The 19,715-nt window shown below is 72.5% G+C and carries 12 protein-coding genes; 2 read left to right on the top strand and 10 right to left on the bottom strand.

Annotated features, from left to right (window positions below; genetic code table 11):
• Positions 1 to 87 precede the first annotated feature (87 nt).
• The 4 genes from ilvN to AMK18_RS14580 all read right to left on the bottom strand — a co-directional run bounded on the left by ilvN (position 88) and on the right by AMK18_RS14580 (position 6,814).
• Positions 88 to 615: an acetolactate synthase small subunit gene (gene ilvN / locus AMK18_RS14595; RefSeq protein WP_018102507.1), complete on the bottom strand. Its 528-nt coding sequence runs from the start codon at positions 613 to 615 to the stop codon at positions 88 to 90.
• A 22-nt stretch (positions 616 to 637) separates the two neighbouring features.
• Positions 638 to 2,494, bottom strand: a complete 1,857-nt coding sequence (locus AMK18_RS14590; protein ID WP_026171436.1) for an acetolactate synthase large subunit — start codon at positions 2,492 to 2,494, stop codon at positions 638 to 640.
• 217 nt (positions 2,495 to 2,711) lie between these two features.
• Positions 2,712 to 5,558 (bottom strand): putative bifunctional diguanylate cyclase/phosphodiesterase, encoded by a 2,847-nt coding sequence (locus tag AMK18_RS14585; protein ID WP_026171437.1) that lies wholly within the window; start codon positions 5,556 to 5,558, stop codon positions 2,712 to 2,714.
• Between the two features lie 293 nt (positions 5,559 to 5,851).
• Positions 5,852 to 6,814, bottom strand: a complete 963-nt coding sequence (locus tag AMK18_RS14580) for a 2-hydroxyacid dehydrogenase (protein WP_073863089.1) — start codon at positions 6,812 to 6,814, stop codon at positions 5,852 to 5,854.
• A gap of 109 nt (positions 6,815 to 6,923) precedes the next feature.
• Between AMK18_RS14580 and AMK18_RS14575 the strand changes: the two genes are divergently transcribed.
• A complete protein-coding gene (locus tag AMK18_RS14575; RefSeq protein WP_073863088.1) occupies positions 6,924 to 7,886 on the top strand; it encodes an aldo/keto reductase in 963 nt (320 codons plus the stop codon).
• 161 nt (positions 7,887 to 8,047) lie between these two features.
• Positions 8,048 to 9,229, top strand: a complete 1,182-nt coding sequence (locus AMK18_RS14570; RefSeq protein WP_073863087.1) for a PQQ-dependent sugar dehydrogenase — start codon at positions 8,048 to 8,050, stop codon at positions 9,227 to 9,229.
• Between the two features lie 7 nt (positions 9,230 to 9,236).
• On the opposite strand, the gene AMK18_RS14565 is transcribed toward AMK18_RS14570, so the two are convergent.
• The 6 genes from AMK18_RS14565 to gatB all read right to left on the bottom strand — a co-directional run bounded on the left by AMK18_RS14565 (position 9,237) and on the right by gatB (position 19,704).
• Positions 9,237 to 12,365, bottom strand: a complete 3,129-nt coding sequence (locus AMK18_RS14565; protein WP_241836560.1) for a helix-turn-helix transcriptional regulator — start codon at positions 12,363 to 12,365, stop codon at positions 9,237 to 9,239.
• A 75-nt stretch (positions 12,366 to 12,440) separates the two neighbouring features.
• Positions 12,441 to 12,632 carry a hypothetical protein gene (locus tag AMK18_RS14560; protein WP_018102514.1) on the bottom strand — a complete coding sequence of 64 codons (192 nt, stop codon included), beginning with the start codon at positions 12,630 to 12,632 and terminating at the stop codon, positions 12,441 to 12,443.
• A gap of 216 nt (positions 12,633 to 12,848) precedes the next feature.
• Positions 12,849 to 13,439 carry a hypothetical protein gene (locus tag AMK18_RS14555; RefSeq protein ID WP_073863085.1) on the bottom strand — a complete coding sequence of 197 codons (591 nt, stop codon included), beginning with the start codon at positions 13,437 to 13,439 and terminating at the stop codon, positions 12,849 to 12,851.
• 64 nt (positions 13,440 to 13,503) lie between these two features.
• Positions 13,504 to 15,717: an MMPL family transporter gene (locus AMK18_RS14550; RefSeq protein WP_018102516.1), complete on the bottom strand. Its 2,214-nt coding sequence runs from the start codon at positions 15,715 to 15,717 to the stop codon at positions 13,504 to 13,506.
• A 185-nt stretch (positions 15,718 to 15,902) separates the two neighbouring features.
• A complete protein-coding gene (locus AMK18_RS14545) occupies positions 15,903 to 18,011 on the bottom strand; it encodes a phosphocholine-specific phospholipase C (protein WP_073863084.1) in 2,109 nt (702 codons plus the stop codon).
• A gap of 184 nt (positions 18,012 to 18,195) precedes the next feature.
• A complete protein-coding gene (gene gatB, locus AMK18_RS14540; RefSeq protein WP_073863083.1) occupies positions 18,196 to 19,704 on the bottom strand; it encodes an Asp-tRNA(Asn)/Glu-tRNA(Gln) amidotransferase subunit GatB in 1,509 nt (502 codons plus the stop codon).
• Positions 19,705 to 19,715: the final 11 nt, after the last annotated feature.

Below are 19,715 nucleotides of genomic sequence, written 5' to 3'. Positions count from 1 at the left end.
GCGTCCCACCGTACGGCGGGGTGCGTCAGATACGTTTTCGGGTCTCGCCATACGAGCGGGGCGGCGGGACCTCCGGCTTGACGAGCTTTACGCCGAGCGGTCGAGGGCGCGCAGGGACCGGTCGGTGATCGAGCGCGCGCCGCGCCCTATGGCGATGGTGCCGGACTGGACGAGCTCCTTGATGCCGTACTGCTCCAGCATCTTGAGCATCGCCTCCAGTTTGTCGGCGCCTCCGGTCGCCTCGATCGTGACGGCCTCGGGCGAGACGTCGACGGTCTTGGCGCGGAACAGCTGGACGATCTCGACGATCTGGGAGCGGGTCTCGTTGTCGGCGCGGACCTTCACCAGGACGAGCTCGCGCTGGATCGCAGCGGACGGCTCGAGTTCGACGATCTTCAGGACGTTGACCAGCTTGTTGAGCTGCTTGGTGACCTGCTCCAGGGGCAGGTCCTCGACATTCACGACGATGGTGATGCGCGAGATGTCGGGGTGTTCGGTGGTGCCGACCGCGAGCGAGTCGATGTTGAAGCCGCGGCGGGAGAACAGGGCGGTGATCCGGGCCAGGACACCCGGCTTGTTCTCGACCAGGACGGAGAGCGTGTGCTTGGTGGACATGAGGTCGGTCTCTCTCTGTCTCTCAGTCGTCTTCGTTGTCGCCGAAGTCGGGGCGGACGCCCCGGGCTGCCATGACCTCGTCGTTGGAGGTGCCGGCGGCGACCATCGGCCACACCATGGCGTCCTCGTGGACGATGAAGTCGATGACGACCGGGCGGTCGTTGATCGCGTTCGCCTCGGCGATGACCTTGTCCAGGTCGGCCGGGTCCTCGCAGCGGATCGCGTAGCAGCCCATGGCCTCGGAGAGCTTCACGAAGTCCGGGATGCGGGTGCCCTTGTTGGGCGGGGTCTCGCCGTCCGGGCCCGCGTGCAGCACGGTGTTGGAGTACCGCTGGTTGTAGAACAGGGTCTGCCACTGGCGGACCATCCCGAGCGCGCCGTTGTTGATGATGGCGATCTTGACCGGGATGTTGTTCAGGGCGCAGGTGGTGAGCTCCTGATTGGTCATCTGGAAGCAGCCGTCGCCGTCGATCGCCCAGACCGTGCGGTCGGGCATGCCGGCCTTGGCGCCCATCGCGGCGGGGACCGCGTAGCCCATGGTCCCGGCGCCGCCGGAGTTGAGCCAGGTGGCGGGCTGCTCGTACTGGATGAAGTGCGAGGCCCACATCTGGTGCTGGCCGACGCCCGCGGCGAAGATCGTGTCCGGCGGGGCGAGCTCGCCGATGCGCTGGATGACCTGCTGCGGCGAGAGACTGCCGTCCTCGGGGAGGTCGTAGCCGAGCGGGTAGGTCTCGCGCCAGCGGTTGAGGTCCTTCCACCAGGCGCTGTAGTCGCCGGTGTTGCCCTCGGTGTGCTCGGCCTGGACGGCCTGGACGAGGTCGGCGATGACCTCGCGGGCGTCGCCCACGATCGGGACGTCGGCCGCGCGGTTCTTGCCGATCTCCGCCGGGTCGATGTCCGCGTGGACGATCTTGGCGTACGGGGCGAAGCTGTCGAGCTTGCCGGTGACGCGGTCGTCGAAGCGGGCGCCGAGGGCGACGATCAGGTCGGCCTTCTGGAGCGCGGTGACGGCGGTGACCGAACCGTGCATCCCGGGCATTCCCACGTGCAGCGGGTGGCTGTCGGGGAAGGAGCCGAGCGCCATCAGGGTGGTGGTGACGGGCGCTCCGGTCAGCTCGGCCAGCACCTTGAGTTCGGCGGTGGCACCGGCCTTGATCACGCCGCCGCCCACGTAGAGCACCGGGCGCTTGGCCTGGGTGATGAGCTTGGCGGCCTCGCGGATCTGCTTGGCGTGCGGCTTGGTCACCGGGCGGTAGCCGGGCAGGTCCATGACCGGCGGCCAGCTGAAGGTGGTCTTCGACTGGAGCGCGTCCTTGGCGATGTCGACCAGGACCGGGCCCGGGCGGCCGGTGGAGGCGATGTGGAACGCCTCGGCGATCGTGTGCGCGATGTCCTCGGCGCGGGTGACCAGGAAGTTGTGCTTCGTGATCGGCATGGTGATGCCGCAGATGTCGGCTTCCTGGAACGCGTCCGTACCGATGGCGCCGGAGGCCACCTGACCGGTGATCGCGACCATCGGCACGGAGTCCATGGCCGCGTCGGCGATCGGGGTGACGAGATTGGTGGCGCCGGGGCCCGAGGTGACCATGCAGACGCCGACCTTGCCGGTGGCCTGCGCGTACCCGGTGGCCGCGTGACCCGCGCCCTGCTCGTGGCGGACCAGGATGTGGCGGACCCGGGTGGAGTCCATCAGCGGGTCGTACGCCGGGAGAATGCAGCCGCCGGGAAGACCGAATACCGTGTCGGCGCCCACCTCTTCGAGGGAGCGGATGAGGGACTGCGCACCCGTGACGTGCTCAACGGTGGCGGAGGGCGATCCGCCGGTACGGGCCCGCGGCTGGGGATGGTGGGCCCCGGTGGCCTGCTCGGTCATCGGCATTCTCTTCTCGAAGCTGAGGTTTTTTGCGAGTGTTTTACGACGTTTTGCCTGGTCCGGTGCAACAAAAAAACCCCTCGTGCCGTGAGGCAAGCGAGGGGAGCGCGCCGGTGCGGTCCGCAGAGTGTCATGGAGGGACCCTGCTTCAGCCGACGCGCTTTCCAAGTACGAGAATTCGGGTGCGCATGGCATTGACCCTCTCTCCGACGCACGCGGAGTGTCAAGTGGGTGGGACCGGCGTCTCACCATGTGAGCGGCTGAGCGACGGGAACGCGCCGCCCGTGAGCACCTTCTGCGCGGGCACCCCGGCGGGCACCGGGAACGTCCCCCGGACCAGGGCGCGGCGCAGCCGATACTCGTCCAGCGGCCCCGAGAAGGCCGCGCCCTGGCCGTGCGTACAGCCCATGGCGCGCAGGGCGAGGACCTGCTCCGGGACGTCCACCCCGTCGGCCACGGACTGCATGCCGAGGTCGCAGGCGATCCTGAGCAGCCCGCTGGTGATCTTGTGCAGCCGGGCCGACTCCACGACGCCCTCCACCAGCCCCCGGTCCAGCTTGAGCACGTCGATGGGGAGGCGGCGCAGGGCGTTGATCGCGGCGTAGCCGCTGCCGAAGCCGTCGAGAGCGATCCGGACGCCCAGCCGGCGCAGCGCGGCCAGCCGCTGTTCCAGGTCCTCGAAGGGGACCCGGGGATCGCTGTCCGAGACCTCGATCATGAGCGCCCCGGAGGGCAGCCCGTGGCGCGTGAGCAGCGCCTCGACGGAGCCGGCCGGGAAGCTCCGGTCGAGCAGTCGGCGGGCCGGGAGGCGGACGGACACCGCGGTCCGGTGGCCCGCCCTGGCCCGGTCGGCGGCCTGCTCGACGGCCTCTTCGAGGAGCCAGCGGCCCAGCTCGGCGGTGCGGTCGCCGTCCTCGGAGATCCGCAGGAACTCGGCGGGCGTGAACAGGATACCCTGGGCGGAGCGCCAGCGGGCCTGGGCGGCGACGGCGGCGACCCGGCCGGTGGCGAGGTGCACCACGGGCTGGTGGAGGAGCGCGAACTCGCCGTCGCGCAGGGCGCCGCGCAGCCGGGTCGCCAGCTCGGAGCGGCGGACCACGTCGGCCTGCATCTGCGGGGCGTACAGCTCGACGCGGTTCTTGCCGCCGGCCTTGGCGCGGTACATGGCGAGGTCGGCGTTGCGCATGAGGTCGTTGGGGGTGATGCCGGGCTCGGCGAAGGCGACGCCGATGGAGGCGGTGACCCGGACCTCGCCGTCGCCGACGCGGTAGGGCTCGGAGAGCGTGAGGCGCAGCCGGTCGGCGATCTCGTGGACCTGGCACTCGCGGGCGTCCTGCTCGCGCCCGGCGTCGCCGACGATGAGGGCGGCGAACTCGTCGCCCCCGAGGCGGGCGGCGGTGTCCCCGGAGCGGACGGACTCGTGGAGGCGGCGGGCGGCCTGGACGAGCAGTTCGTCGCCCGCCTGGTGGCCGAGCCGGTCGTTGGCCGCCTTGAAGCCGTCCAGGTCGATGAAGAGGACGGCGGTGCCCGCGTCCCCGGCGCGGCGGCCGGAGAGCGCCTGGCGGACCCGGGAGGTGAACAGGGCCCGGTTGGGCAGGTCGGTGAGCGGGTCGTGCTCGGCGTTGTGCTGCAACTGGGCCTGGAGGCGGACGCGTTCGGTGACGTCCCGGCTGTTGAGGATCAGGCCGCCCTGGTGGCGGTTCACCGTGGACTCGACGTTGAGCCAGTCGCCGGAGCCGGACCGGAAGCGGCACTCGATGCGGGTGGCGGGCTCCTCGCCGGGCGGGGCGGCGAGGAAGCGGCGGACCTCGTGGACGACCCGGCCGAGATCGTCGGGGTGGATGATCGAGGACAGCTCGGCGCCGACCAGCTCGTCCGCGTCGCGCCCGTAGACACCGGCGGCGGCGGGGCTGACGTAGCGCAGGACGCCGCTGGGGGCGGCGATCATGATGACGTCGCTGGAGCCCTGCACCAGGGAGCGGAAGTGGTTCTCCTTCTGGGCCAGTTCCTGGGTGAGGGCGATGTTGTCGAGGAGCATGATGCCCTGGCGGACGACGAGGGCGAGGACCACCGTGCACCCGGTGAGGACGACGACGCGGTCCACCCGGCGGCCCTCGATCACGTTGTACAGGATGCCCAGGGTGCAGACGGCCGCGGCGAGATACGGGGTCAGCGCGGCCAGTGAGCCGGCGATGGGGCGGCCGGCGGCGCCCGGGGCGGCCGCCGCGTCCGCGCGCTCCTCCTCGGCCTGGACAGCGTTGTCCACGTCGCGCGCGGCGCCCCAGGGGGCGTACGCGAGGAGCAGCGAGCCGGCGAACCAGCCGGCGTCGAGCAACTGGCCGGAGTGGTAGGTCTGGCGGAGCAGCGGCGAGGTGAACAGGGCGTCGCAGAGCACGGTCAGGGCGAGCGCGGCGATGGCGGTGTTCACCGCGGCGCGGTTGACGCTGGAGCGCCGGAAGTGCAGGGCGAGGACCATCGAGACGAGCACGATGTCGAGCAGCGGGTAGGCCAGCGAGAGCGCGGCGCGGGCCACGCTGTCGCCCTCGATGTCCGCGACGTGCGCGGTGTGGGCGAGGGCGAGGCTCCAGGACAGGGTGAGCAGCGAGCCGCCGATCAGCCAGGAGTCGAGGGCCAGGCAGACCCAGCCGGCGCGGGTGACGGGCCGCTTGGCGAGGACAAGGAGTCCGACGATGGCGGGCGGCGCGAAACAGAGGAAGAAGACGTCGGCCAGGGACGGGCTCGGGACCCGGACCGCGCGCACGCACTCGTACCAGCCCCAGACGGCGTTGCCGCCGGAGGCCATCAGCGAGGAGAGCGCGAACAGCAGCCAGGCCGGGCGGAATCGCGCATCGGCGACGCGGGCGAAGAGGAAGCAGGAGACGGCGGCGGCGAGCGCGGCGGCGCTGAGGCCGAAGTCGCCCATGAACAGGGCGAGCTGGGCCGAGCCCCAGCCGGTGGCCGCGCCCACCGCGTAACCGCCGCAGACGAGGCCGAGGGCGAGCTGCGGGAGCAGCGCGGAGGTGCGGCCCGCCCCGGACTGCCGGGCGAGGAACGCTCCGCGGGTGCTCACCGGGGCGCTCACCGCGGCCCTCCCGAGGTCCCCGGCCGGCTGCGCCACCGGCTCACCGGTCCCTCCGCGCGCCGTCGCCGGCCCTGTCGTGTCGGATCGTTCGCCCATCGGCCGTCCATCGCCCGTCGCCCCCTCGCGTGTGGCTGGCTCCCCGGCGCCGTCCCTGCCACGGCGCGACACCCCTTTCGGGACGATACACCAGACTCGTCACTCAGGGACATAGTTCCTCTACTCTCCGTGACGACCTGCGGTGTTGTGGCCACGGAGGGGAGCCGGACGTGCCCGATGCGTGGTCAGCCGGTGGTGCGTACGACGTTCTCCAGCGGCTGCCCCGCGGCGAAGCGGGTGAGCTGTCCGGCGATCAGCCGCTTGGCGCGCGGCAGGAACGCGGAGGTGCTGCCGCCGACGTGCGGGGTGATGAGGACGTTCGGAGCATGCCAGAGGGGATGGCCGGAAGGCAGCGGTTCCGGGTCGGTGACGTCGAGGGCGGCGCGCAGCCTGCCGGACTCGAGTTCGGTCAACAGGGCCTTGGTGTCGACCACTCCGCCCCGCGCGACGTTCACCAGGAGCGCCCCGTCGCGCATCGCGGCGAGGAAGTCGGCGCCCGCCAGCCCCTGCGTGGAGGGGTTCAACGGGGTGGAGAGGATGACCACATCGGCCTCGGGCAGCAGGGCCGGGAGGTCGTCGAGCGTGTGTACGGGGCCGCGTGCGGTTGTCCGTGCGGAGCGCGCGACGCGCGCGACCCGCGCGCACTCGAACGGCGCGAGCCGGTCCTCGATGGCCGAGCCGATCGATCCGTAGCCCACGATCAGCACGGACTTGTCGGCGAGCGCCGGGTAGAAGCCGGACCGCCACTCCTCGTTGTCCTGGCCGTGCACGAAGCCGGGGAACCCGCGCAGCGAGGCCAGGATCAGCGCGAGGGTCAGCTCGGCGGTGGACGCCTCGTGGACGCCCTTGGCGTTGCACACGCTGACGCCCGCGTGCAGTCCGGCGAGGCCCGGCTCGACGTGGTCGGTGCCCGCCGACAGCGTCTGCACGACCCGGACGCGGCTCATCGCGCCGAGCGGGCGGACCGCGACCTCCATGCCCTTCATGTAGGGGACGACGTAGTAGGCGCAGTCGGCGGGGTCGGCCGGGTAGTCCTTCCCGCCGTCCCAGAAGTGGTACGTCAGGCCCTCGGGAAGCCCCTCGATCTCGTCGGCCGGGAGGGGCAGCCAGACCTCGGGGGCGGGGACGGAATGCGTGGTGGAAGTCATGGTCAGGAGGCTATGCGAAGCCCTCCCGGGCGCAGAGGTTAGGTTGTTGGCGGTGCGAGGAGGGGTTCGGGAGTTGGAGCGCAGGAGTCTCGGTGCGGCGGCGCTCGCCGTGGGTGCGGTCGGTCTCGGCTGCATGCCGATGAGCTGGGCGTACAGCGCCTCGCAGCAGCGGGGCGACCGTGCGCTGCGGGCGGTGCACGCGGCGCTGGACGCGGGCGTCGATCTGCTCGACACCGCCGACATGTACGGCCCCTTCACCAATGAGCTGCTGGTGGGGCGGGCCCTCAAGGGGCGGCGCGCGAAGGCGTTCGTGTCCACCAAGTGCGGGCTCCTGGTGGGTGATCAGCACATCGTGGCGAACGGCAGACCGGGCTACGTACGCAGGGCCTGCGACGCCTCGCTGCGGCGGCTCCAGACCGATGTGATCGACCTCTACCAGCTCCACCGCGCCGACCCCGAGGTACCCGTCGAGGAGACCTGGGGCGCGATGGCGGAGCTGGTGGGCGCGGGCAAGGTGCGGGCGCTGGGGCTGTGCGCGGTCGGTGCGCGGGCGTCGCGGCGGCCGGGTGCCCGGATGCATGACGGAACGATCCGGCAGCTGGAGCGGGTGCAGCAGGTCTTCCCGGTCAGCGCGGTGCAGGCGGAGCTCTCGGTGTGGTCGCCGCAGGCGCTGGAGTCGCTGCTGCCGTGGTGCGCGGACCGGGGCGTCGGCTTCCTGGCCGCGATGCCGCTGGGCAACGGCTTCCTGACGGGCACGCTGACGCCGGGCCAGGGGTTCGAGCCGGAGGACCTGCGGGCCCGGCATCCCCGGTTCACGGCCGAGATGATGGCGGCGAACCAGCCGTTGGTGGTGGGGCTGCGCCGTATCGCCGAACGGCACGGGGCGACGCCCGCGCAGGTGGCCCTGGCCTGGGTGCTGCACCAGGGGCCCCAGGTGGTGCCGGTGCCCGGCACGAAGCGGGCGGACTGGGCGGTGGAGAACGCGGGCGCGGCCGGGCTGACCCTGACGGAACGGGACCTGGCGGAGATCGACCGGCTGCCGGCGCCGCGCGAGTCCTGGGACAGCCCTTAGACACCGGTCCCGAAAGCGCCCCGGCCCGGGCGGCATCGGTGTAAGAACAGGGGATCAGGCGGCCGTTGAAGGGATCAGGTGCGGTGTTGGGATCAACGCAGAGCTCCGAGGGGCGTCGTACGGGGCACGACAGGAGCGGCCCGGGGGCGCGGCGGGGCGCGGTGGCCGTGCTGGCGGCCGGAGCCCTGCTGCTGGCCGCCGGGTGCAGCTCGCAGGACGGCGCGGGGAGTCCGGCGGGCGCGAGCTCTCCGGCGCACTCCCCCACCGCTTCGGCCGCCAAGTCACCCTCCCCGTCGCCGTCCGTCTCGCTGCCCCCGGCCGACCAGCCCCCCGCCAAGGGCTCGGCGAAGGTGGTCTCGACGCTCACCGAGGGGCTGAACTCCCCGTGGGGGCTGGCCGCGCTCCCCGGCGGCGACCTCCTGGTGGGCTCCCGGGACAAGGGCACGATCACCCGGATCGACGCGAAGACCGGCAAGAAGAAGCTCCTCGGCACGGTCCCCGGGGTCGCCCCGGCCGGTGAGGGCGGGCTGCTCGGCCTCGCCGTATCGCCCGACTTCGGCACGGACCACCAGGTGTACGCGTACTTCACCACCGCGTCGGACAACCGCATCGCCCGCATGATCTACGACGAGAACGGCTCGCCCGGCCAGCTGCTCGGCGCCCCGGACACCATCCTGCGCGGCATCCCCAAGGGCCAGATCCACAACGGCGGCCGGATCGCCTTCGGGCCCGACCGCGCGCTGTACGCGGGCACCGGCGAGACGGGCGACGACGGCCGCGCCCAGGACAAGAAGTCCCTGGCGGGCAAGATCCTGCGGATGACGCCCGACGGCGAGCCGCTGCACGGCAACCCGCAGGCCGACTCCGTGGTGTATTCGTACGGGCACCGCAACGTCCAGGGCCTCGCCTGGGACGCGGAGAAGCGGCTGTGGGCCTCCGAGTTCGGCCAGGACACCTGGGACGAGCTGAACCTGATCGAGCCGGGCGGCAACTACGGCTGGCCGGACGTCGAGGGCACCGCGCACAAGGAGGGCTTCCGGGACCCGGTCGCCCAGTGGAAGACCTCCGAGGCGTCGCCGAGCGGCATCGCGTACGTCAAGGGCTCCATCTGGATGGCCGGGCTGCGGGGCGAACGGCTGTGGCGCGTCCCGCTCTCCCGCGAGGACGGGGCCGCCGAGGAGCCGCTGGCGGACCCGCAGGCCTTCCTGGAGGGCGAGTACGGCCGGCTGCGCACGGTGCTCGCGGCGGGCGGCGACAAGCTGTGGCTGGTCACGAGCGAGACGGACAGCCGGGGCACGCCGAAGCCGGGCGACGACAGGATCCTGCTCGTCCAGGTCCGGTAGGGACCTGTCAGCGCTGCTCCGGCACCGGGTACAGCCGCAGGCGGTGGGCCAGGGCCGCCGCCTCGCCGCGGCCGGCCACGCCCAGCTTGGCCAGGATGTTGGAGACGTGGACGCTCGCGGTCTTCGGCGAGATGTACAGCTCCTCGGCGATCCGGCGGTTGGTGAGGCCCGCCGCGACCAGCCGGTGGACGTCCTGCTCGCGCGGGGTCAGCCCGAAGGACTCCACGGCGGCCGCGGCGGCCCGCAACTGCTCCTCCGAGGGGTCGCGGACGGGCCCGGGCCCGTCCGGGACGACGACCGCGGCCGGGATCTCCTCGGCCTCGCCGCCCGCACCGGCCAGGGCGATGCGGGCGCGCCCGGCCAGCAGCTCGACGGTCTCGGCGAGCGGGCGGGCCCCGAGCCGGACGGCGGTGGTGTGCGCGTCGCGCAGCAGGCCGGTGGCGGTGGCCCGGTCACCGGAGGCGACGAGCAGGGCCTCCGCCCAGCGGTGGTCGATCTGCGCCAGCTCGTACGGGCGGTGCAGCGGGGTGAACGCCCGGGCGGCGCCCTCCCAGTGGTCCGGGGTGTCGACGCCCTCGGCCCTGGCCAGCTCCGCCTCGACCAGGAGGGCGTAGGCGGACCAGACGGGGACGAGGACCGGCAGCCGCTTGAGGTGGCTCCGGACCAGGTCGAGGACGGCGGGGCGGCCCGGTTCGGTGGCGGGCAGGCCCCGGGCGTCGGCCTCGGCCGCCGCGACGGCGTGCAGCATGGGGAAGGCGTAGCGCTGGGTGCCGGTGGGGAAGCCCTCCTCGGCCTGCGCCTTGAAGGCGGCGCGCGCCTCGGGCAGCCGGCCCTGCATCACGGCGATCTGGATGGCGTGGCGCACCGGGTTGATGAAGTGCTGGGGCTGGGGGTCGCTGGACCCGAAGCAGCGCCGGGTCAGCGCCAGTTGCCGTTCGGCCTCGGCGAGGTCGCCCCGGGCGACGGCGAGTTCGGTACGGCGCGAGGCGACCAGCCCCTGCGACTTGCGGGACAGCGACTTGCGGGCGGCGGCCTCCGTGGTGGCCGCCGCCTCGTCCCAGCGGCCCAGCGAGAACAGGGACATCGCCTGGTTGGTACGGACCCACGCCTCCATGTCCGCGACGCCGTGCTCGTGGCAGATGCGGATGCCGTGGTCGGCGGCGGCCACCGCTTCCAGGGAGCGGCCCATGGCCTCCAGCGTGGAGGGCAGGTTGATGCTGGCCCGGCCCATGATGTCGATGAGGCCCAGCTCGTCGGCCCGGTCGCGCACGGTGTACATCTCGGCGATGCCCTCGTTCACGGCGCCCGCGTCCGCGTTGAGCCAGCCCCGGGTGAGCCGGGCGTGCAGCCCGATGTACTCGTCGCCGACGAGCTGGGCGTACTCCACGGCCCGTTCGGCGGCGGCCAGGGTCTCGGCGCCGGGGCGGTGCAGGGCGCCCCAGCCGGCCACCAGCATCAGGACGAACGCGTGCACCTTCGACGGGGGCAGGCCCCGGACCAGCCGCTCGGCGGTGGCCAGCTCCTCCCAGCCGTCGCCGCGCGTGAGGTCCTGGACGAGGCGGGAGCGCTGGACCCAGAACCAGGCGGCGCGCAGCGCGTCGTCCTCGCCCTCCAGGATGCGCAGGGCCTTCTTGCAGATGGCGAAGGCCCGTTCGCGCTCCCCGCCGAGGCGGGCGGCGACGGTGGCCTCCGCCATCAGGTCGAGGTAGGTCAGCGGGGTCGAGGCGTCCCGCCCGCAGGTCGGGTAGACCTCGGCGTAGTCGATGGGGCGCAGGGTGCGGCGGACGTCCTCGGGGGCGTCGTCCCACAGTTCGAGGGCGCGTTCCAGGAGGCGCAGCTGCTCGGCGTAGGCGTTGCGGCGGCGGGCCCGGACCGATGCCTTGAGGACGGCGGGCAGCGCCTTGGCCGCGTCGTGCGCGCCGTACCAGTAGCTGGCCAGGCGGGTGGCGCGCTCGTCGTCGGGGACGAGGGCGGGGTCGGCCTCCAGGGCCTCCGCGTACCGGCGGTTGAGGCGGGAGCGTTCGCCGGGGAGCAGGTCGTCGCTGACGGCCTCGCGGACCAGGGAGTGGCGGAAGCGGTAGCCGTCGCCCTCGGGGGTGGTCAGGAGCAGGTTGGCGCCGACGGCGGTGCGCAGCGCCGCGATGAGGTCGTCCTCGCCGAGTCCGGCGACGGCGGCGAGCAGTTCGTACTCGACGGCGGAGCCGCCCTCGGCGACGATCCGGGCGACCTTCTGGGCGTCGGCGGACAGCGCCTCGACGCGGACGAGGAGGAGGTCCCGGAGCGATTCGGGCAGGCCGTCGCCGTCCCCGTCGCCGCACTCCAGGATGCAGGCCAGCTCCTCCACGAAGAAGGCGTTGCCGTCGGAGCGCTCGAATATCTCGTCCACCAGGGCGGGATCGGGGGTGTCCGCGAGGATGCCGGCGAGCTGGCGGCGGACCTCGGAGCGGGTGAACCGGGAGAGTTCGATCCGGCGGACGGTGCGCAGCCGGTCGATCTCCGCGAGGAGGGGGCGCAGCGGGTGGCGGCGGTGGATGTCGTCGGCGCGGTAGGTGCCGACGACGACGAGGCGGCCACTGCGCAGGGTCCGGAAGAGGTAGGCGAGGAGGTGGCGGGTGGAGGAGTCCGCCCAGTGCAGGTCCTCCAGGACGAGGACGACGGACCGGTCGGCGGAGATGCGCTCCAGGAGCCGGACGGTCAGTTCGAAGAGGCGGGCGGTGCCGAGCTCGTCGTTGCCGTCGCGGCCGGTCTCGCCGAGCTCCGGGAGCAGCCGGGCCAGTTCGCCCTCCTGGCCGGCGCAGGCGGCGGCCATCTCCTCGGGCAGGGCGCGGCGCAGGGCGCGCAGGGCGGTGGAGAAGGGGGCGTACGGCAGGCCCTCGGCGCCGATCTCGACGCAGCCGCCGACGGCGACGACGGTGTCGCGGCGGGCCGCGACGGCGAGGAACTCCTCCACGAGGCGGGTCTTGCCGACGCCGGCCTCGCCGCCGATGAGCAGGGCCTGGGGCGCGCCGAAGAACCCTCCGGCGGTGCCGGAGGGTTCCTTGGTGGCGCGGGTGAGCGCGCCGGTGAGCGAGTTGAGTTCGCCGGTGCGGCCGACGAACACGGGGCTGACTGACCTGGTCTCCACGTGGGCGAGCATCGCACACGGGTCCGACAGTGCGGACGGAATTAGCTGTGGGCCGAGAGGCCCCCGGCCCCGGTCCACCGCCGCGCCTTACGCGGCGTGCGTGAACCGGTCCCGGACGCCGCCGGTACTCACCGGCCCCTCCGCCTCCTGGCGCGCGGTCCGGCGGGCGGCGCGGCGCGTGACGCGGCGGGCCCGGGTCGCTTCGCCGGCGAGGCGCTGGAGGTCGGCGCGGCGCAGGAGTTCGGCGTGCATGACCTTGTGGAGTTCGTAGTCGAACATGGGATGTCCCCCTGGGGTGAGGGCCCTTGCGGGCCTCGGTGGCGGCAGTTCCTCTGCCGTGCCACCACTCTCGTCCCCCAGGGGGGTGCGCCACATCGGGCGTGTTCCGCATCTGTGGCGTACGAGCGCCTTAGGTCCGGGGCCTCACCACCCCTAGGACCGATGAAACCGTCCGGACATGCCTTAGTCCGTGGCGCTCGGAGACCCGGAACCGTCCTAGCCGCCCGCGGTGGGCAGGGCGACGATGAGGTCGAAGTACATGGCTATGGAGATCAGTACGCCGAGGGTGCCGAGGGCGATGCCGCCCCGGGCGACGGCGCGGACCCAGCCGGCCTGCGGCTGCCGGGCGGGGGCGCCGAACGCGGGACGGACCAGGACGTAGGCGCCGACCAGCAGGGCGAGGAGGCCGAAGAGGCCGTTGACGAGGGCGGTGGAGTGCCAGGCGTCGCCGTAGATCTCGTTGATCTGCTGGGCCGCCGAGCCGCCGGAGGAGGTCTTGATCTGCCCGATCAGGGTCTCGCGCTCGGCGGCGACCCGGCCGCTCCAGGCGCCGGTGAGGCCGACGACGCCGAGTCCGGCGGAGACGACGGCCGCGGAGGCGGCGGCGAGCCGCCCGGAGGTGGCCTCGTCGGTGTCGTCGGTGTCTTCGGTGCCTTCGGTCTCCTCGACGGCTTCCGAGTCCGTCTCGTCCTGGTCCTGCGGTTCCGGATTCTCCGCGACAGCGCGGTCGGTCGTCCCGGTCTTCTCGGTCGTCTCGTCGGTCGTCTTCTCGCCGTTGGCGACGGCTTCGGGCGTGGTGGGGTTCATGCGGCGCACGCTAGGTGCCGCAGATGAGAGGCCCCTTAACGCCCTCCGTCGCACCGGCGGGCGGTCAGTGGACGCGCTCGGCCGGCTCGTCCTCGTACGTCCGCACACCCGGCACCGGCATCCGCACCACCGGGCGGTCCGGCGGTTCGATGCTGAGGCGGGGCAGGCGGCGCTCCAGCCAGCCGGGGAGCCACCAGTTGGCGCCGCCCAGCAGGTGCATGAGGGCCGGGACGAGCAGGGTGCGCAGGACGAAGGCGTCCAGGGCCACGGCCGCCGCGAGGGCGATGCCGAACATCGCGATCACGCGGTCACCGCTGAGGACGAAGGCGAGGAACACCGAGATCATGATCACAGCGGCCGAGTTGATCACCCGGCTGGTCTCGGCGAGGCCCACCCGGACGGCGCGCCGGTTGTCGCGGGTCTCCAGCCACTCCTCGTACATCCGGCCGACCAGGAAGACCTGGTAGTCCATGGAGAGGCCGAAGAGCACCGAGACCATGATCACGGGCAGGAAGGGTTCGATGGGGCCCGGGCTGCCGAGGCCCAGCAGTTCGCTGCCCCAGCCCCACTGGAAGATCGCGACGACGACGCCGAACGACGAGGCGACCGCCGCGACGTTCATCGCCGCCGCCTTCAGCGGGATGCCGACGGACCGGAAGGCCAGCAGCAGGAGCAGACAGCCGAGTCCTATGACGACGCCGATGAAGAGCGGCAGCTTGCCGATGATGATCTGCGCGAAGTCGTCGTAGCTGGCGGTCACCCCGCCGACATGGGTCTCCAGCGAGGTGTTGTCGGCCGCCTTCGGCAGCACGTCCGTGCGCAGCCGCTCCACGAGGTCGCTGGTCGCGCGGGACTGCGGGGAGGAGTCGGGGACGACGGTGACGTACGCGGTGTCGCCCGCCGCGTTGTACGTGACCGGGTGGGCCCACGCCACCCCGTCGACCGTGCGCAGGGTGGCGGGCAGGGCGTCCATCGCGAGCCGGTCGTCGGCGCCGTCGAGGTGCGCGGCGACGGTCAGCGGTCCGTTGACGCCGGGGCCGAAGCCGTCGGCGAGCAGGTCGTACGCCTGCCGGGTGGTGGCGGACTCCGCGTTGTTGCCCTGGTCGGAGCTGCCGAGGTGGAGCGAGAAGGTGGGCAGCGCGAGGACCAGCATCACCACGGCGGCCACGGCGCCCAGGAGCTTGGGGTGCCGCTCCACGAAGGCGGACCAGCGGGCGGCAAAACCGGTGGGCGGCTCGGGCTGCGGCCCGTGTTCGGCGAGCCGGGCCCGTTCGCGCCGGCTGAGCGCCCGCAGTCCGATGAGCGAGAGGAGTGCCGGCAGCAGGGTCACCGACGCGGCCACGGTCAGGACGACGGTGAGCGAGGCGGCGATGGCCACGCCGTTGAGGAAGCTCAGCCGGAGGATCAGCATGCCGAGGAGCGCGATGCAGACCGTGGCCCCGGCGAAGACCACGGCCCGCCCGGTCGTCGCCACCGCGTGCTGCGCGGCCTCGGGCACGGTCATGCCGCGCCGCAGCCCTCTGCGGTGCCGGGTGACGATGAACAGGGCGTAGTCGATGCCCACGCCGAGCCCTATCAGCATGCCGAGCATGGGCGCGAAGTCGGCGACGGTCATCAGGTGTCCGAGGAGCACGATGCCCGCGTACGCCGTGCCGACCGAGACGAGGGCCGTGGCGATGGGCAGCAGGCTCGCGGCGAGGGAGCCGAAGGCGAGGAAGAGCACGACGGCCGCGACGGCGACCCCGATGACCTCGCTGAGATGCGCGGCGGGCGCCTCGGTGAGCCCGACGGCCTGGCCGCCGAGTTCGACGCGCAGATGCGGGCTCTCGGCCGCCTTCGCGGTGTCCACGACCGCCCGCGCCTGCGCCACGGGCACGTCGTCGGCGCGCTGGTCGAAGGTGACGGTGGCGTACGCGGTGTGCCCGTCGGTGCTGATCTGCGCGGCCCCGGTCTCCGTGTAGGGGCTGTCGACGGCCCCGACCCCGGGCAGCCGCTCCACGGCGTGCAGGGTGCGGGTCATCTTCTGCTCGACGTCGGTGGCCCGGACCGTGGAGTCCGCGGTGTGCCAGACGATGGTGTCGGTGTCCCCGCCGAGATCGGTGAACCCGCTCTTCAGCAGCTCCGCGGCCCGCCCGGACTCGGTGCCGGGTGCCTCGTAGTCGTTGGTGTACGCGGACCCCGCGAACGCCGCGGCGGCGGCCGTGCCCCCGAGGGCGAGCAGCCAGATCAGGACGGCGATGAGGCGGTGCGTGACGCACCAGCGAGCGATGGCAGCCAAGGGGACGTGCTCCCTGCGGGTTCGTGGACCTTTAACCGCAGATAACGCGATCTGCCCGTAAACGTCTCATGACCTGAGAACGCCACTCTGACAGCAGAAGATGATCCTTTGTCCCTTTCGTGGCCATGGTCACAGGGCCTGATCCCGAGCCGCACCGGGATGGATCAGGCCCCGCGACCGGCGGGTCAGCCGGAGACGCTCGCCCGGCCGTTCTCGATGTGCCCCATCAGCCGTCGCCGGAAGCCGCTCTCGCCCTCGGCCGTGACCGCCAGGTCGTACCAGCCGTGCGCGTCGGCCGCCGAGTGCACGACCGTACGGGCGCGGCCCGGCTTGACGGTGACGCGGCGGGTCCAGCCCCTCAGGTCGGCCTCGTCCACGTAACCGAGCGGGCGCACCAGGAACGTCAGGTTCCGGCGGCCGTTGTTGCGCAGGGTGAGGTGCAGATCGCGGTCGCGGACGTCGACGCGGGTGGTGACCTCCGCGCCGCCGTCGGCCGGTCCCTCGAACTCGCGGCGGAAGCCGTTCGGCCCGGTGACCGTGAAGCGGTACGCCCCGCCCGTCCCCGGAACGGTCCAGTGCCCCTCGCCCCGGACGTCCTGGTGCTGCGGGGCCGGGAACTCGCCCGCGTACGGGTACAGCGCGAAGTGCGCCGACGCCTTGCCGCTGTTGGCGAGCTCCACCCGCAGACCGCCGCCGGTCCGCCGGACCTGGGCGTCGGGCTGGTACGGCAGCGGGCGCGCCGGGCGCACGCCGGGCTCCTGCTCGGGGAGGCGCTGGACGGCGGGCGGCTCGGGCTGCCAGCGGCCGCTGAGCGGCGGGATCGCCCCGGGCCGCGCCACGGCCGGCTGCCGCCGCTGCCGGGTGAAGTCGAACGCGGAGGTGAGGTCGCCGGTGACACGGCGCCGCCAGTCGCTGATGTTGGGCTCCTCGACACCCGTCCAGCGCTCCAGGAAGCGGATGACGGAGGTGTGGTCGAAGACCTCGGAGCAGACGTAGCCGCCCACGGTCCACGGCGAGACGACGAGCATCGGCACCCGGATGCCGAGGCCGGTCGGGCGGCCCTCCCACTGCTCGTCGGTCACGCCGGGCGGCGCGACGGGCGGCGGGACGTGGTCGAAGAAGCCGTCGTTCTCGTCGTAGTTGATCAGCACGGCGGTGTGCCGCCAGACGTCCGGGTGCTTGCCGAGCGCGTCGAGGATCTTGTAGACGACGGTGGCGCTGTGCACCGGCGAGGAGACGCTCGGGTGCTCGGAGTCGATGGCCGACGGGACCAGGTAGGAGACCTCGGGCAGCGTGCCGGCCGCCACGTCCTTGGCGAACTCCTCGGCCAGCGTCCCGGTCGGCACCCGGCGCAGCGCCCGCTCGAACAGGCTGCGCTCCTGCCGGGTGAGGGTGGCCACGCCCTGCTCCAGGAGCCCGAGCAGCCGCTCCCGTTCGGCCTCGGAGGCGCCCCGGACCTGCGCGTAGAAGGACTCCATGTAGGTGTGGCCACCAGTCTTCGCCAGCGCCTTGCGGGCGACGGCCTTGAAGGTGGCGTAGAACTCGATCTGGTTGTCGGTGAAGTTCTCCCACTCGGTGTACGTGCGCCAGCTGCGCCCGGCCTTCTCCAGCCGCTCGGCATAGGTGGACCAGTCGTAGCCGGGGTGCGTGCCCTCGTCGTAGGCGTCGTTCCCGACGGCCCGCTTCCCGTTCGGCTCGAAGCCGGTCTTCCCGCTCCACAGATGGTTGCGGTTGGGGCTGGTGGAGCTGTGGATCGAGGAGTGGTACGCGTCGCAGACGGTGAAGGTGTCGGCCAGTTCGTAGTGCAGCGGGATGTCGCGGCGGTCGTAGTACGCCATCGTGGCCGCGCTCTTGGCGCTGATCCAGCCGTTCATCCAGCCGCCGCCCCAGGCCTTCGCGCCGCCGTTCCAGGAGTGGTCGAGGGCGCCGATGTACTGGAGGTCCTTCTTCTGCTCCTCGGCCGCGCCGCGCACCGGGAAGGGCAGCACGGTGGAGCCGGCCGCGCCGGGCTGCTCGAACACCGTCGTGCCGGTGGGCAGTTCGACGGCGTTGCGGTCCCCGAAGCCGCGTACGCCGCGCAGGGTGCCGAAGTAGTGGTCGAAGGAACGGTTCTCCTGCATCAGGATCACCACGTGCCTGATGTCCCGCAGCCCTCCGCCACCGGGCCCCGCGTGGGCGGGCTGCGCGGCGATGGCGGTCTGGAGCGACGGCGGCAGGAACGATCCCGCCGCAGCGACGCCGAGCGCGCCGCCGCCCAGCGCGAAGAGCCGACGCCGTGACATGTCCGTGGTCAAAAGAGCCTCCCCATTCCGGTGGTTACAGCCGGGAAGCTATGCAGGCCGGGTGGCGCGGGGAAGGACTGCGCGCGGACCGGTGGTGAACGTCCAACAGGTCCGCCCCGAAAGTCCAAGCACGCCGAAGGGGCGGTGTCACCGGTCCGGAGACCGTGACACCGCCCCTTCGGGCCGTACGGGAGGCTCAGCCCTCGACGCCCAGCTTCTCCAGGATCAGCTCGCGGACGCGGGCCGCGTCCGCCTGGCCCCGGGTGGCCTTCATGACCGCGCCGACCAGCGCGCCGGCCGCCGCGACCTTGCCGCCGCGGATCTTGTCCGCGATGGCGGCGTTGCCCGCGATGGCCTCGTCCACGGCGGTGGACAGCGCGCCCTCGTCCGAGACGACCTTCAGGCCGCGCTTCTCGACCACGGTGTCCGGGTCGCCCTCGCCGGCGAGCACGCCCTCCAGGACCTGGCGGGCCAGCTTGTCGTTGAGGTCGCCCGCGGCGACGAGCTCGGCGACCTGGGCGACCTGCGCCGGGGTGACGGGCAGCTCGTCGAGGCCGCGGCCGGTCTCGTTGGCGTTGCGGGCCAGCTCGCCCATCCACCACTTGCGGGCCTGGTCCGACGGGGCGCCCGCTTCGGTCGTGGCGACGATCAGGTCGACCGCGCCCGCGTTGAGGATGGACTGCATGTCGTGCTCGGAGACGCCCCACTCCTCCTTGAGCCGGGCGCGACGGAGCCGCGGCAGCTCGGGGAGGTCCTTGCGCAGCTCCTCGACCCACTCCCGGGCCGGGGCGACCGGCACGAGGTCGGGCTCGGGGAAGTAGCGGTAGTCCTCGGCGTTGTCCTTGATGCGGCCGGCCGTGGTGGAGCCGTCCTCCTCGTGGAAGTGCCGGGTCTCCTGGACGATCGTGCCGCCGGAGTTCAGCACCGCGGCGTGGCGCTGGATCTCGAAGCGGGCGGCGCGCTCGACGGAACGCAGCGAGTTCACGTTCTTCGTCTCGGAGCGGGTACCGAACGTCTCGGTGCCGTTCGGGCGCAGCGACAGGTTGACGTCGCAGCGCATCTGGCCCATCTCCATGCGGGCCTCGGAGACGCCGAGCGCCTTGATGAGCTCGCGCAGCTCGGCGACGTACGCCCGGGCGACCTCGGGGGCCCGTGCGCCCGCTCCCTCGATCGGCTTGGTGACGATCTCGATGAGCGGGATGCCCGCGCGGTTGTAGTCGAGCAGGGAGTGGGACGCGCCGTGGATACGGCCGGTGGCGCCGCCGACGTGCGTCGACTTGCCGGTGTCCTCCTCCATGTGGGCGCGTTCGATCTGCACCCGGAAGACCTCGCCGTCCTCCAGCTGGACGTCCAGATAGCCGTTGAAGGCGATCGGCTCGTCGTACTGGGAGGTCTGGAAGTTCTTCGGCATGTCCGGATAGAAGTAGTTCTTCCGGGCGAAGCGGCACCACTCGGCGATCTCGCAGTTCAGCGCGAGGCCGATCTTGATCGCGGACTCCACGCCGATCTCGTTGACGACCGGCAGCGCGCCGGGCAGCCCGAGGCAGACCGGGCAGGTCTGCGTGTTGGCGTCCTGCCCCAGCTCGGTGGAGCAGCCGCAGAACATCTTCGTCTTGGTGCCGAGCTCCACATGGACCTCAAGGCCCATGACGGGGTCGTACGTCGCGAGGGCGTCCTCGTACGACTCCAGGTCGATGACAGTCACGGAAAACTTTC

Origin of the sequence: Streptomyces sp. CB01249 (assembly GCF_001905735.1) — a bacterium.
Lineage (GTDB): Bacteria > Actinomycetota > Actinomycetes > Streptomycetales > Streptomycetaceae > Streptomyces.
The sequence above is the reverse complement of the archived record's forward strand: the minus strand, read 5'-3'. Positions and strand labels throughout refer to the sequence as shown.